This is a genomic window from Nocardia carnea NBRC 14403 (assembly GCF_000308515.1).
In the GTDB taxonomy this organism is placed as follows: Bacteria; Actinomycetota; Actinomycetes; order Mycobacteriales; family Mycobacteriaceae; genus Nocardia; species Nocardia carnea.
In genome coordinates, this window is the sequence record NZ_BAFV01000112.1 from 25,853 (window position 1) to 39,881 (window position 14,029).

At 67.0% G+C, this 14,029-nt stretch carries 14 protein-coding genes; 9 read left to right on the forward strand and 5 right to left on the reverse strand.

Going from position 1 to position 14,029, the window contains the following annotated elements; translation table 11 throughout:
* Window position 1 precedes the first annotated feature (1 nt).
* Window positions 2-583 (forward strand): CGNR zinc finger domain-containing protein, encoded by a 582-nt coding sequence (locus ON22_RS28080; RefSeq protein ID WP_033242693.1) that lies wholly within the window; start codon window positions 2-4, stop codon window positions 581-583.
* A 49-nt stretch (window positions 584-632) separates the two neighbouring features.
* Here ON22_RS28080 and ON22_RS28085 read toward each other — a convergent pair whose 3' ends face one another.
* On the reverse strand, window positions 633-1,841 hold the full coding sequence (locus tag ON22_RS28085) for a damage-control phosphatase ARMT1 family protein (protein WP_051158186.1): 1,209 nt from the start codon (window positions 1,839-1,841) through the stop codon (window positions 633-635).
* A gap of 449 nt (window positions 1,842-2,290) precedes the next feature.
* Here ON22_RS28085 and eat point away from each other — a divergent pair, with 449 nt between their 5' ends.
* Both eat and ON22_RS28095 read left to right on the forward strand, forming a co-directional pair.
* Entirely contained in the window at window positions 2,291-3,715 is a 1,425-nt protein-coding gene (gene eat / locus ON22_RS28090) for an ethanolamine permease (protein ID WP_051158187.1), read from the forward strand.
* Between the two features lie 122 nt (window positions 3,716-3,837).
* Window positions 3,838-4,665, forward strand: a complete 828-nt coding sequence (locus tag ON22_RS28095) for a Mut7-C RNAse domain-containing protein (protein WP_051158188.1) — start codon at window positions 3,838-3,840, stop codon at window positions 4,663-4,665.
* On the opposite strand, the gene ON22_RS28100 is transcribed toward ON22_RS28095, so the two are convergent.
* Together ON22_RS28100 and ON22_RS28105 are read right to left on the reverse strand one after the other, a co-directional pair.
* Entirely contained in the window at window positions 4,623-4,913 is a 291-nt protein-coding gene (locus ON22_RS28100; protein WP_051158189.1) for a WHG domain-containing protein, read from the reverse strand. The genes ON22_RS28095 and ON22_RS28100 overlap by 43 nt on opposite strands.
* A 102-nt stretch (window positions 4,914-5,015) precedes the next feature.
* On the reverse strand, window positions 5,016-5,792 hold the full coding sequence (locus ON22_RS28105; RefSeq protein ID WP_033242692.1) for an IclR family transcriptional regulator: 777 nt from the start codon (window positions 5,790-5,792) through the stop codon (window positions 5,016-5,018).
* 63 nt (window positions 5,793-5,855) lie between these two features.
* Here ON22_RS28105 and ON22_RS28110 point away from each other — a divergent pair, with 63 nt between their 5' ends.
* The 5 genes from ON22_RS28110 (at window position 5,856) to ON22_RS28130 (ending at window position 10,417) form a co-directional block, all read left to right on the forward strand.
* Window positions 5,856-7,013 carry a cupin domain-containing protein gene (locus ON22_RS28110; RefSeq protein ID WP_033242691.1) on the forward strand — a complete coding sequence of 386 codons (1,158 nt, stop codon included), beginning with the start codon at window positions 5,856-5,858 and terminating at the stop codon, window positions 7,011-7,013.
* Window positions 7,010-7,840: a fumarylacetoacetate hydrolase family protein gene (locus ON22_RS36405; protein WP_033242690.1), complete on the forward strand. Its 831-nt coding sequence runs from the start codon at window positions 7,010-7,012 to the stop codon at window positions 7,838-7,840. The genes ON22_RS28110 and ON22_RS36405 overlap by 4 nt, the downstream gene beginning before the upstream one ends.
* Window positions 7,837-8,463: a maleylpyruvate isomerase N-terminal domain-containing protein gene (locus ON22_RS36410; RefSeq protein WP_033242689.1), complete on the forward strand. Its 627-nt coding sequence runs from the start codon at window positions 7,837-7,839 to the stop codon at window positions 8,461-8,463. Before ON22_RS36405 ends, ON22_RS36410 begins: the two co-directional genes overlap by 4 nt.
* 14 nt (window positions 8,464-8,477) lie before the next feature.
* Window positions 8,478-9,770, forward strand: coding sequence for an FAD-dependent oxidoreductase (locus ON22_RS28125; RefSeq protein WP_051158191.1), 1,293 nt, complete (start codon window positions 8,478-8,480; stop codon window positions 9,768-9,770).
* Window positions 9,771-10,054: 284 nt separating this feature from the next.
* On the forward strand, window positions 10,055-10,417 hold the full coding sequence (locus ON22_RS28130; protein ID WP_033242688.1) for a cupin domain-containing protein: 363 nt from the start codon (window positions 10,055-10,057) through the stop codon (window positions 10,415-10,417).
* 91 nt (window positions 10,418-10,508) lie between these two features.
* On the opposite strand, the gene ON22_RS28135 is transcribed toward ON22_RS28130, so the two are convergent.
* Entirely contained in the window at window positions 10,509-12,062 is a 1,554-nt protein-coding gene (locus tag ON22_RS28135) for an AMP-binding protein (RefSeq protein ID WP_033242687.1), read from the reverse strand.
* Window positions 12,063-12,357: 295 nt separating this feature from the next.
* Here ON22_RS28135 and ON22_RS38440 point away from each other — a divergent pair, with 295 nt between their 5' ends.
* Window positions 12,358-13,017 carry a VldE C-terminal domain-containing protein gene (locus ON22_RS38440; protein WP_033242686.1) on the forward strand — a complete coding sequence of 220 codons (660 nt, stop codon included), beginning with the start codon at window positions 12,358-12,360 and terminating at the stop codon, window positions 13,015-13,017.
* Between the two features lie 125 nt (window positions 13,018-13,142).
* Here the strand turns inward: ON22_RS38440 and ON22_RS28145 are convergent.
* Window positions 13,143-14,029 (reverse strand): Rossmann-fold NAD(P)-binding domain-containing protein (locus ON22_RS28145; RefSeq protein WP_043740823.1); only part of this gene is annotated, 887 nt, incomplete at its 5' end.

A 14,029-nucleotide genomic window follows, 5' to 3' on the forward strand; every position in this document is an offset into this window, starting at 1 on the left:
CATGCGCGATCGGTTCCCTGACTTTCGCCTCGGCAGCGTGCTGGCGACCAGCTTCACGGCGACTCTGACGGAGCGTTGCGGCAACGCCGTGGAGCGCATCCCCACGCCACAGCGACTCGTCGACTGGCTGGCAGTGAACGGTCTCGCCGTGGAGTCGTGCACCCGCGCCCAGCTCGAACTCGCCCGGGAACTGCGCGAATCAATTCACGCCGCCGCGACAGCGGCCGCAATCCAGGACCCGCTCCCGGCGGCTGCTGTCCGAGTCATCAATAACTGCAGCGTTCAGGGCCGGGCCGCAGCAGTTCTGACCCCCGAGGGCAATCGCCGCTGGCAACTCGGCTCGGTTTCCCGCGTAGAAGATGCTCTCAGCGTGATCGCCGCCGACGCGATCGGCATCCTCGCCGGCGAACGCGACGGCAGATTGGCCTTGTGCGCATCGCGGACCTGCCGAGCCGCCTTCTTCGACACCAGCCAGAGCCGCACCCGTAAATGGTGCGATATGAACACGTGTGGAAATCGCCAGAAGAAGGCGCGCTTCAAAGCCAAACCACCGCACGAACAGGGCTCCGGCACGAACAAGTGACACCGACCCGGCTTGCGGCTGTGGATCCACGGAAACGCGGATCTGACCATCACCGGATCGTCGATGCCGAACTGACCTCACCGGTCGGCGCTGCGCTCATCTGCACCACGCCGTGGGATCCGCTGACCCGCCAATCCGGTTCGGTCGCGTCGAGTTCGGCGACGATCCCGGCGTTGATCCCCGCGGCCACCTCGCATTTCAGGGTGCGCAAGGCGATCACACGCGTCGGGAAGTAGTGCGTGAGTGCGGCGAACGAGGTGGTGGCAGGCCAGTGGCAGTCCCCGACGAGTCGCCGGTAGTTGAGGTCGCCTTTGAGGATCACTGCGTCGGCTCGCGCGAGATCGGCACGCAGGTCGCCGGGCAGGTGATGAAAAGACAGAGGTGCGCAGTAGAACTCGTGGGTCCGTACCCGCAGACGGCCTGTTCCGAGTGCGGAATCCAGCCGGGCGGCGGTCGCACGCGCCGCCCCGGGGATACCGGCGAGACGCTCGAGAGTCGCCAGCAGGTCGCCGGTGGTGGCGTCCGAAACGTAGTAGGGCCGAGGTTTGAGGTGCAGGTCGACAGTGCGGTGCGGGTGCATTCCGAGCAGGTGGTCGATGAGGAACAGGTCGGGAATCAGTTCCCGGCCGGCATTGTCTGCTATCAGGCAGATATTGCTCGTGGAGTAGGTCTCCAGATAGTCGGCCACCTCGGCGGACCCGTCATCGAGAATGATGCCCGGTGCGCTGTGGCCGGTCGCCGCGGAATCCGACAGGCGGAACCCGAGATCCGCCCGATTCCCCCACAGCGCGGCGTGCAGAAGCGCGATCAGGTGCTCCCGCGCTGGACCGTCCCCGCCCTCGGTCGCCGACGACAGCTCGGCGCCGAGCGCCGGATCCTCGAGTTCGGCACGCTTACGGGTGAACGGGTCGATACCCCGCCACGGGCCGGGCCCGAAGTAACCCACCGCGTCGAGCAGCAGGTGATAGAAGTAGCTTTCGGCCCAGAGGAACGGAACATCGAGCCACCGCTGCCCATACATTTCGCTCCCCCACCGGTCCCATCGAGATTTACCGGCGCCGCCGTCGGGCAGCGGCTGCACGGTTCCCGTGATGTGTTCACGCAGCTCGTCGAGGCGGTGCCGAATTTCGGGCGGGTAGGGATGCGCTTCGCCGACCTGTTCGATGATGGCGGGATGCCGGTGGGTGAGTACACCCCATGCGAACGACCCCGGTTCGGTGGACACTATGGTCCGCGCATCGGTTGTGCTCGAATCCATGACACCCCTTTCGAAGGTCAGCGGAGAGCGGCACTGTCGCCGCTCTGGCAGCGCCGGTAAGCGTAGCCGCCGGCCGACCGGCCGCCCGGCGCGACCGGCCCGGCCACCCTGGCGACGTTCGCCACCCACGCCGCCGAGTTCGCCCCCGCCCGGGGTGCGGTCATCCCCCTGGGATCGCATCGGCGTCGAGACCGTGCCGGCGGGTGCCGAAACGGAGGCCATCAGATCCTCTCGGTGTCGGGCACGCCGAAAACCGACATCAGCCCCCCGGGGCAAGCGGCCGGGCCGATCCGGTTCGAATGGGCGAGGGCGGCGAAAACGTGCGTGTGCGAAACACGCACGCAAGCGTGGGGAAATATCGGATCATTACTCTCACGCTGTCCAGGTGTCGTGTGTTCACCCAACGGAGTCGAAATCCGCACGGGCAGCATCGTTCAGGGAGTAATGCCATGAGCCTCATCAAACCCGGCGAGCCCGAACCCGGGATCGACCAGGAATACCTCGGCAAGCGGACGTTGCGCTCCGGGACGGCGGGGTGGGTTCTGCTGGCCGGGCTCGGTGTCGGTTATGTGATCAGCGGTGACTACTCCGGATGGAATTTCGGGCTGGCGGAGGGCGGGTTCGGTGGCCTGGCCGTTGCTGCGGTGGTGATCGCGGCGATGTACGGCGCGATGGTGCTGAGTATGGCGGAGATGTCGGCCGCACTGCCGACCGCGGGTGGCGGCTACACCTTCGCTCGCCGGGCCCTGGGTCCGTGGGGCGGGTTCGCGACCGGAACGGCGGTGCTGATCGAGTACTCGATTGCGCCCGCTGCGATCGCCACGTTCATCGGCGCGTATGTCGAATCCCTCGGATTGTTCGGCATTGTCGACGGGTGGTGGGTCTATCTGGCCGTCTACGCGCTGTTCGTCGGCATCCATCTGGCCGGTGTCGGTGAAGCGCTGAAGGTCATGTTCGTGATCACCGCGATCGCCCTGGTCGGGCTCGTGATCTTCGCGGTCGCGAGTATCGGCAGTTTCTCCTGGTCGAACCTGACCGATATCGTCCCCGACCCCGATGCTGCGGGTGCAAGCGAGTTCCTGCCGTTCGGCTACCTCGGGATCTGGTCGGCGCTGCCCTTCGCCATCTGGTTCTTCCTCGCCGTCGAAGGAGTTCCGCTCGCCGCGGAAGAAGCGCGGGATCCCGCGCGCAATGTGCCGCGGGGCATTATCGCGGCCATGACGGTCCTGGTCGTGACCGGGGCGGTGGTGCTGGTCCTCGTGCCGGGCGCCGGTGGTGCGGCTGTGATGCAGGAATCCGGTAATCCGCTCGTCGAAGCGCTGGGTTCGGGCACCGCGGCAACCGTTGTGAACTACATCGGCCTGGCCGGACTGGTCGCCAGTTTCTTCTCCATCATCTACGCGTATTCACGGCAGCTCTTCGCATTGTCGCGCGCGGGGTATCTGCCGCGTGCGCTGTCGATTACCAACGCGCGCAAGGTTCCTGCGGCAGCATTGATCGTGCCCGGGGTGATCGGCTTCGTGCTGTCGATCTTCGGTAACGGAGCGACACTGCTCAATATGGCCGTATTCGGCGCGGCACTGAGTTATGTGCTGATGATGGCCAGTCATATCGTGCTGCGGATCCGGGAACCGGGCATGGAACGGCCGTACCGGACGCCCGGTGGTCTCGTCACCGCGAGCTTCGCGCTGGTGATCGCCGTGCTGTCGGTGATCGCGACCTTCCTGGTGGATTCCACCGCAGCTTTCGGTTGCCTGGTCGTATTTGCGCTGTTCATGCTGTATTTCGGCCTGTACAGCCGGAAGCGGCTGGTCGCCGGGTCTCCCGACGAGGAGTTCGCCGCACTCGCCGCCGCCGAGAACGAACTCCGCTGATCGCCGTCCGCAGGGCACAGTCTCCAGTTCCGCGCCGACGGCGACGGCAGCGTGGAAGGCAGGAGTAAACTGCGAGGTTGCGCAGGGTTTCGAGTGCACTCGACACCGATACGGGGCAGATCATGCAGACTCCCGCCGAGGCGAGCACCGACGGGCACGACAGCCTGGAAGTTCGCGTCTACGCCGAGCTGAACGATTTCCTGCCCCGCCGGTCCCGCTTCTCGGTACTGCGCCGGCCGGTGCGGTCCCACCAGACCGTCAAGGATGTTGTCGAGGCAGCGGGTATCCCGCATACCGAGGTCGACCTGCTGCTGGTGAACGGCGAATCCGTCGATTTCGGGCACCGGCCGCGTCCGGGTGACCGGCTGGCCGTCTACCCCGTGTTCGAAAGCCTCGATATCGCCCCGCTCACCCGGGTGCGCCCCGCCCCGCTGCGCGAACCGCGGTTGCTCGCCGATGTCAATCTCGGCGGCGCCGCCCGGCTGCTGCGACTGATGGGACTCGATGTCCGCTGCGAATTCGACGCCGACGACGCATACCTGGCCGAAATCTCGGCGGACGACCACCGCATCCTGCTCACCCGGGACCGCGGGCTGCTGGCCCGCCGGATCGTCACCCACGGGCTGTTCGTTCGCGCCGATCTCCCGATCGAGCAGACCGTGGAAGTCATCGACCGCCTCGATCTGTCCCGCCGCCTGGCTCCGCTCACCCGCTGCCTGCGCTGCGGCGCACGCCTGGAAGATGTCGCGAAGGCCGATATCGTCGATCGGCTCCCGCCGCGCACCCGCCGCGAGCACCACTCTTTCCGCCGGTGCACCGGCTGCGACCGGATCTACTGGGCAGGGACACACCAGCACCGCCTCGACCAGCTCGTGGACCGGATCATGTCGCAGGTCCGGTCTGTCCACTACCCGCCCGATCCGTCTGCGGGACCCGAACCCGGCGGCTGACCGGTGAGCACCCCCAGCGCGACGATATCGGTGGCAGTTCGCAGCAGGTCACGAAGTTCGGAAGTGTTCCGGCGCAGCTCGTCCGGGCGCCGGCCGAGGCTGATGATGCCGTTCCAGGATGCCCACAGCACGGTGACGACGGCCGCGGGATCACCTGCTCGTACTGTGCCCGCCGCCATCCCCGCGCGCAGGGCATCGACCATGCGCTTGTTCTGCTCGTTCACCGATTCGGCCGGCCGGCGGGCCACTCCTTGCCCGCCGGATACCGGCCGGGCGAACCCGGGAACGCCGGCATCCGGAAGTACTCCGGGTGGGCCAGGGAGAACTCGAAGTATTCGTCCGCGCAACTGTCAGTCGCCGAGGTGATCGGCTTCGATCGCACCGGCGGCCCGGTGAAGAGTGGCGACCAGCGACGCCAGTCGGTTCCGGTCGTAGCGGACCGATGGCATCGAGACCGACAGACCCGCCACCGCGGCACCGGCCGCATCCCGCACCGGAACTCCCACCGCGACCACACCGCGCTCGGACAACCCGTTGTTGAGGGCGAAACCGGCGCGGCGCACGCGGCCCAGCTGGGCGCGCAGGTTCGGCAGGTCCGGTCGTTCCTCTGCCCTTTCCGCAAACCGATGTTCGTCGTAGAGTTCCTCCACCTCGCCCGGCTCGAGGTCCGCGAGCAGCACCAGGCCGGCGGTGGTGCGGTGCGCGGGAAACACCATGCCTTCCCGGGAACCTACGCGCAGTGCCTGCCGGCATTCCACGCTGGCGATGAACCGGGCGGTATCCCCCGTGCGGATCGTGAGGTTCGCCGACTCCCCCACCAGGTCGACGAGCCGCTGCAGATGCGGTAGCGCGGCCGCCCGCAACCGCGAGGTTCGTGACTGCGAATGGGCGGCGAGTTCGAGCACCGGACCCGGGTAGTACTTACGCTGCTCGTCCTGGACAGCGAAGTCCCGGTACACCAGTGTCTGCAGCAGCCGATGCGCCGTCGACCGCGCCACCTCCAGGCGTTCCGCGACTCGGCTGACAGTCAGCCCGCCCTCCAGTTGCAGCATCACCGCGACCCGCAGCGCGTGATCGGCGCTGGTCACGACGTATGCCGGCGGATTTTTCGGTTCCGTGCTTGCCATCCGCTCGTTCTGCTCTCCAGAATTTGGTGTTCTGCTGACTCGACGCACGCCACTGTAGGCGATATGAGCACGACTGACACTCCCGTCCGGTTGCGGGCGGTGGCCGCGCCGAATCAGCCGGATGTGACCCCTGCCCTCGAGGAGCTGTACCGCGGGTTCGAGCAGGAGCTGCTCGTTCCGCTGTGGACCGAAATCGGCGACCTCATGCCGGCGCATCCCCGTTCGCGGGCCGTCCCGCATGTGTGGCGGTGGGAGAATTTGCTCCGGCTGGCGGCAAAGGCCGGCGATATCGTGCCCGTAGGCCGCGGCGGGGAACGGCGGGCGATCGCGCTGGCGAACCCGGCGCTCGGCGGACGGCCGTTCGCGACCCCGACGCTGTGGGCGGCGATCCAGTATCTGATGCCGGGCGAGGACGCCCCGGAGCACCGCCACACCCAGCACGCTTTCCGGTTCGTGGTCGAGGGCTCGGGTGTGTGGACCGTGGTCGGTGGCAGCGGCGACGTCGCCGACGGGGATGCGGTGTCGATGCGGCGCGGGGATTTCCTGCCGCAGGCCGGCTGGAATTGGCATGCGCACCACAATGCGACCTCGGAACCGATGGCCTGGATCGACGGCCTGGATATTCCGTTCCAGTACGTCGTGGAATCGCAGTTCTTCCAGTTCGGCCGGGAGGAGATCAGTACGGCGGAGCGGGTCACGCCGGAGCGGTCCCGGTCGGAGCGACTGTGGGGGCATCCGGGGTTGCGGCCACTGTCGGTGGGCGAGGTGGCGCCGGGATCGCCGCTGCTGGCCTATAAGTGGGAGCACACCGATGCCGCACTGAACGATCAGCTGCTGCTGGAGAAAGAGGGGTACGGCGGTACGGTCGAACCCGGGCATGCGGCGGTGCGGTTCACGAACCCGCACAACGGGACCGATGTTCTGCCCACCATCCGCGCAGAGTTCCACCGTATCGCCCGCGGCGCGGAAACCGCCCCGGTCCGCGAGACCGGGTCCGCGGTCTACCAGGTGTTCGACGGTTCCGGAACGGTGACGGTCGGCGAGAAGTCCTGGTCGGTCACCCGCGGCGATCTGTTCGTCGTCCCGTCCTGGGAATCCTTCTCCGCCAGATCCGAAGCCGGCGGCACCGATTCCGATTCCGGCGCCCTCGACCTCTTCCGTTTCTCGGACACCCCCGTGTTCGAGGCCCTCCAGCTCAACCGTCAGGAGATCATCCGATGAAACTCGCCACCCTCCGTGTCGACGGCGGCACCCGCGCGGTCCGCCTCGACGGTGACACCCTCGTCGACCTCGGCTACCCCGACCTCGGTGCCCTGTTCGCCCAGGACGATTGGGCCACGATCGCCGCGAATACCACCGGCACGGCCTGGCCGGCCGAGGGCGCCGATCTGGCCCCGGTGGTGCCGAACCCGTCGAAGGTGATCTGCGTCGGGCACAACTACACGAATCACATCAAGGAGATGGGTCGCGAACTGCCCAGCTACCCGACACTTTTCCCGAAGTTCGCCGACAGCCTCATCGGACCGAACGATCCGATCGTGAGACCCGGCGAAACCGAGGCATTCGACTGGGAGGTCGAGCTGGTGGTGGTGATCGGTAAACAGGTTCGCCGGGCCACCGAGCAGCAGGCCGCCGACGCCATCGCCGGCTTCACCGTCATGAACGATATTTCGGTGCGGGACTGGCAGTTCCGGACGATCGAATGGACGCAGGGCAAGATCTGGGACTCCTCCACCCCGGTCGGCCCCTATGTCGTCACTCCCGACGAGGTCGGCGGGGTCCGGCCGGCGCTCGAGGTCGAGACACTCGTCGACGGGGAGGTCATGCAGCGCGACGATACGGGCACACTGCTGTTCGATCCGGTGCACCTGGTGCAGTACGTATCGACAGTCATCCGACTCAACCCGGGCGATATGATCGCCACCGGTACCCCGGCCGGGGTCGGCCATGCCCGCGACCCCAAGGTCTACCTCGTCGGCGGCGAAACCGTCGTGACGCGAATCGCGGGCCTCGGGGCGTGCACCAACCAGGTCGTGAAAGCGTCGTGAGCACACGGACGCACGCCGATTCACTGAATTGGGTCGAGCACGGAACGGCGCTGTTCACGGCACAGATCGCCCGGTTCGACGAACAGCAGATGGCCCAGCCGAGCATTCTGCCGGGCTGGACACGGAAGCATGTGATGGCTCATGTGGCCGCCAACGCGGACGCACTCGGCAACCTCGTGCATTGGGCGCAGACCGGTGAGCGCACCCCCATGTACTCCTCGGCCGAGCAGCGTAATGCCGATATCGAAACCGGCGCACAACGTCGCGCCACCGAACTCACGGAGTGGCTGAACACGTCGGTACACGAACTGGGCGCCGCCATGGCCGCCCTGACCGGCGAGCAGTGGCGCACCGAAGTCGTCACCGCGCAGGGCCGGACCGTCCCGGCCACGGAGATCCCGTGGCTGCGGGCGCGCGAGGTGTGTATCCATGCCGCCGACCTCGGCACGGATACCACCTTCGCGGACCTTCCCGACGACTTCCTCACCGCGCTGATCACCGATATCCAGGGCAAACGCGGTTTCGACGAGGTACCCGGCGGGCCACTATCGGAGGTGGCCGCCTATCTCGCCGGTCGTCCCCATTCGCTCGCCGACGTCGCAGACCTCGGCCCCTGGCTGTAGAGGAGGGCTGCACTATGAGCACCCCGGATGTCGTCATCGTCGGCGGCGGAATCGGCGGACTGAGTACTGCTTTCGCTTTGTCCCGGCTCGGCCTGCGGGTGCGGGTCCTCGAGCGATCGAAGGAATTCGGCGAGGTCGGCGCGGGTATTCAGCTCGCCCCCAACTGCACCCGAATCCTCGACGACTACGGTCTGCTCGACGAGGCGAAGACCCGCGGCGTGGTGCCCGACCGGATGGTGATGCGCGACGCGGTCGACGGGAGCGAGCTCACCGCGCTCGATCTCCGCGATCTCGAACGGGAATACGGCTTCCCGTACCTGGTCATCCACCGCAGCGATCTGCACGCCCTGCTCCTGGACGCGTGCCGGGCCGCCGGCGTCGAATTGCTCACCGAGCAGCGAGTGGTGTCCTACGCGCAGGATTCCGGCAAGGCCGCCGCGACCACCGATACGGGGACCGTGCACCAGGCAGAGGTCGTGCTGGCGGCCGACGGATTGCACTCGGTCGCCCGGAAACTGTTCGTCGACGACGAACCGGTGTCCTCCGCGTATGTCGCCTACCGCGGCACGGTACCGATCAGCGAGGTCGATCAGCCGGTCGATCTCGCCGAGGTGGTCGTCTACGTCGGTCCGCGCTGCCATTTCGTCCATTACGGCCTGCGTGGCGGCGATCTGCTCAACCAGGTCGCGGTATTCGAATCCCCCCGGGCGCGGGCCGGTCTCGACGACTGGGGAACTCCCGACGAACTCGATACCGCGTTCACCGAGACCTGCGATTTCGTCCAGCAGCGGCTCCCGCATATGTGGCGGGACAAATGGTGGCGTATGTACGACCGCGACCCGATCGGCACCTGGGTGGACGGCCGCATCGCACTGCTCGGCGACGCCGCCCATCCACCACTGCAGTACATGGCCCAGGGCGCGATCATGGCGATCGAGGACGGCTGGGTACTCGCCGAACACGCGAAACGACTCCGCGGTGCCGACGGCGTTGTCAACTGGGCAGGTGCGTTGGCCGCGTACGAGGCGGTGCGCCCGGAACACTGCCGCCGGGTGGTCCTGACCGCCCGGGTCTGGGGCGAACTATGGCATCTCGACGGTCGCAAACGCGCGCAACGGAACGTACTGTTGCGGGCCCGGAAGACCGGCGACTACTCGTTCACCGACTGGATCTACGGCCCCACGGCGCTGTTCCCCGACGACGAACCGGCGATGTTCGAGCCGATTCCGCTCGAAGCAGCCGAGCGCGTGACCGGCGGGCCGATCGGAGCTACCACCAGCGTATCTCTCGGTTCGATTTCCCAGTAGTCGGTTTTCACCACCACCTCGAGGGCGACGTACCTTGCTGTTACCACACCCACCGCCGTAAAATATGACTCCCATCACATTCTATTGCTCGGATGGGGTCGGCAGCGGCGCAGGCGGAGGTGGATCGCACCGACACAGCTCGGCGCGACGGATCCGCGGTCACGCCGAGTTCGCGGAAAGAAGAATGCGCGGGCGCGCAGAATCGGCTATCGACCGCGTGTCCGCCTTCGGTCGCAACGGAGCGCCGAGCTGGAGCGGGGGCACTAGTACCGAGGAGAACGGTCATGGCCCGTTTGGTACGCAAGAATTTCGATTCGCCCGAAGAAACTCGCCCATTCGAGGCAGGCAAGGGGCAACTCGACCTGGTCAACCTCGGCGCCGGCCCGGTGGGCCGGGCCGTATTCGAGCCGGGCTGGCAGTGGTCGGAACATGTCAAACCGATCGCCGGCACCGAGAGTTGCCAGGCGCCCCATATGGGCTACTGCGTCTCGGGGCACTTGGCGGTAGTCATGGATGACGGCGAGAAACAGGAATACGGGCCAGGCGATTTCATGATCGTCCCGCCCGGGCACGATGCTTGGACCGTCGGAGACGAGCCCTGCGTCATGATCGACTGGCAAGGTGTCGCCGACTACGCCAAGCGGTGATATCGGCTGAGCGCCGGCTCGGCCCGCCAGGAAACAACCGGCCTGTCCGGCGGTGTACCTATCCCGTGGCCGGTACACCGCCGGGCAGGACTCAGCCGACCTGACGGTCCCGGCCATTCCAATACGGCTCGCGCAGTTTGAATTTCTGCAGTTTGCCGGTCGCGGTGCGAGCCAGTTCGTCCCGGAACTCGACCGAGGTCGGCGCCTTGTAACCGGCCAGCCGTTGTTTGCACCAGGCGATCAGATCCGATTCGGTCGCACTCCCCGGCGCCGCGTCCGGGTCGAGCACGACCAGTGCTTTGATCGTCTCACCCCATTTCTCGCTCGGTACCGCGATCACCGCCACCTCGGCGACGGCGGGATGGGAGAACAGGCAGTCCTCGACCTCGATCGAGGAGACGTTCTCACCGCCGGTGATGATCACATCCTTCTTGCGATCGGCGATGGTCAGATAGCCGTCGTCACCGATCTCACCGCCGTCGCCGGTGCGGAACCATCCGCCGTCCAGCACCGTCGCGCTTTCCTCGGGCCGGCCCCAATAGCCGTCCATCACCACATTCGACCGGGCCAGCACCTCCCCCGCGCCCTCCTCCGATTCCTCGACCCGCAGCCGCACGCCGAGCGCCGGGGCGCCCGCGCGCGTCAGTTTCGCCGCCTTGGCCTCGGGATCGAGATCGTCCCATTCCGCCCGTGTGCGGTTGACGGTGAGCAGCGGCGAGGTTTCGGTGAGGCCGTAGATCTGGATGAACTCCCAGCCGAGTTCCTGTTCCACGCGGGCTACGGTTTTCGTCGGCGGCGGCGCACCGGCCATGATGATCCGCACCCGGTTGCGGCCGGGGATCTCCCCCTCCCAGGTCTGTGCGGCGTCGAGGACGGCGGCCGCGACCGCGGGGGCCGCGCACATCACCGTGACGCCGTGATCGCGGACGCGCCGCAGGATCTCGGCGCCGTCGATTTTGCGCAGCACGATATGCCGGGCACCGACACCGGTCATCGCGAACGGCTGACCCCAGCCGTTCGCGTGGAACATCGGCAAGGTGTGCAGGTAGACGTCGCGGTCGCTGATCGTGGCGTGCAGCCCGAAGGTGACGGCATTGACCCAGATATTGCGGTGGGTGATCTGTACACCTTTCGGGCGCGCGGTGGTGCCGGAGGTGTAATTGATGGCGGCGGTGGCGGATTCGTCGGGCTCCCACGGCCGCGGGACCGCTCCCGGGGGCGCGTAGAGGTCGCTGTCGGAGCCCAGCACGAATGTGTGTTCACACTCGATCCCGGCCAGTGAATCCGCGAGCTCGGGGTCCACGTACAGGACCCGGGCTCCGGAATCCTGGACGATATACCGCACTTCGTCCGGCCGGAGGCGGAAATTGATCGGTACCAGGACCCGGCCCCAGCCGCTGACGCCGAAGAAGGAGGTCAGCAGCCGACTCGAATTGTGGCTGACGATCGCGACCCGTTCTCCGGCTCCGATACCGAGTTCGTCGAGCCGGGCGGCCTGCCTGCGGGCGAGTCCGGCGACCTCGCCGTAGGTCAGCGAGCCCTGGGCTGCCGCGGGTTGCACGGGTTCGTCGACCACACCGATCCGGTCGCCGTACACGGTTTCGGCGCGGTCGAGGAAATCGGCGACACTGAACGGGACGAACATGGCCCTCCTACGAATCGTGCGTACAGGACGCCCGCGAGACGAATCCGCGGACCTTCCGGCGGTCCGACGATTGTCTCTTCGCAACGGCGGGTTGGGGCCGGATTTCTCATTGCGGGCCCGACAGACATGCACTGCCGGATTACCCCGCCTCGGCCGGGGCGGCGCGCCCACCTTTGCTCTGCCGAGCGAGTCCGGGCGATGACTCGAGTACGCCAGCGAGTTGCCGTGACTTTGCCGCGACCGTTTCGTAATCTAACAGTGATCTTGTCTCCGAGCGTTACGAGTAGTCACCATCATGCCTGGTCAACATCGCAAGCCGGCCCGAGCCCGGAAGATCGCTCCGCTAGCTGGGAGCACGGTCGCGGCAACGGCCGTCATCGCGCTGTCGGTAATGGCCCGCCCCGCCCCGGCTCCGCAAGCCACCGCGGTAGCCGCGGATACGCAGGCAGCACCCGCGGCCGGCATGGACGCCGCGTCGGAACCCCCACCGGCTCCGGCTCCGGCGCCGCCGTCGGCCGAGGCCGTCGCGGCAGTCGACAAGCCCCGGGAACCGGCCCGGTACCTCAAGCGCTTCGCGCCCCCGCCGCCTCCTCCCATCGCCTGTTCCACCGAACTCGCCGGAACACAGCCGCATGTGGCGCAGGTGGGAAATCTGATCGGCCAAACATTCGGGATCGCCGATATCGGCGGAGCCAACGGCCGCTACGACGGCGAGCACGGCGCCGGCCTGGCCCTCGATTTCATGACGTCCGATCCCGCGAACGGCGACGCCATCGCCGATTTCGTCCTCGCCAACAAAGAGCGTTTCGGCGTGTCCTATGTGATCTGGCAGCAGCAGTACAACGACGGCAGCGGATGGTCGTATATGGAAGACCGCGGCAGCCCGACCCAGAACCACTACGACCACGTCCACGTCTCGTTCGAATCGGCCGCCGATGTGTTCGTCACCTGCTGACCGCGATAACCCGCGGCTGCGCGCCCGACCGGCGAAAGCGCTGTACCAGCGATATCGCCCGCTCTCCCCGGCCGGTGCCGACGTACTGGCGGTCCCGCAGACGTCCGGCTCGACGACCGCCCGGCTCAGCGCACCGCGTAAGGATGGGCCGCGGCACGGTCCTGGAAGCTGAGAATTCGCGGGTTCTGGATGCGGCCTTCGCGGATCTCGATCGCGCGCCGGATCGTCTCGTTGCCGTCCCAGGCGGCGGGACCGCCCATGACCACCGGCAGGTACTCCAGCAATGCCTCGGAGTTCTCCCAGGTGGTGGAGTTCCACAGATAGGAAGGGCTGTGGTCGACACCGTAGTAGTGCAGATCGTCACCGACAGTGAACATGGGGTCGGCGAACGAGGTGGGACGCGCCCATTCGAATCCCATCCCCGCATCACAGGAAACATCGATGAACAGGGTCCCACGCGGGAACAGCCCGAGCTCTTCGTTCAGTACGAAAAGCAGTGGCTCCTCGGTGTTCTGGAACATGCAATTGACGATGATGTCGTAGTGGGCGAGCATTTCGGCCAGCGGTCCCGGCTCCGGGTCCTGCAGGGCCAGCGTGCGGCCCGGGTTTCGCGGGTCGCGCTGGAACTTCTGCATCCGCACCGACGCGAACGGGGACGCCACCGCCGTAACACTGCGCTGCGTGAGCACCGTGACATCACTGATTCCCTGCGCGGACAGCGCCCGCACCGCACCGCGGGCGGTGGCACCGAAGCTGATGACGGCGGCGCGTAATCTGCGGCCGTAGTCGCCGGTGACACCCCGCAGCGCCAGCGCCTGCAGAACCGAGCAGTAGCCGGCCAGCTCGTTGTTCTTGTGGAAAACGTGTAGTCCGAAATCGCCGGCCGGGGTCCAGTGGTTCATCGCTTCCCAGGCGATCAGGGTGAGGCCGCGGTCGACGGCCTGCTGAGTCATGAGCGGGTCCTGCACACAATGCGGCCAGCCCCAGACGACCTGGCCGGGGCGCAGCGTCT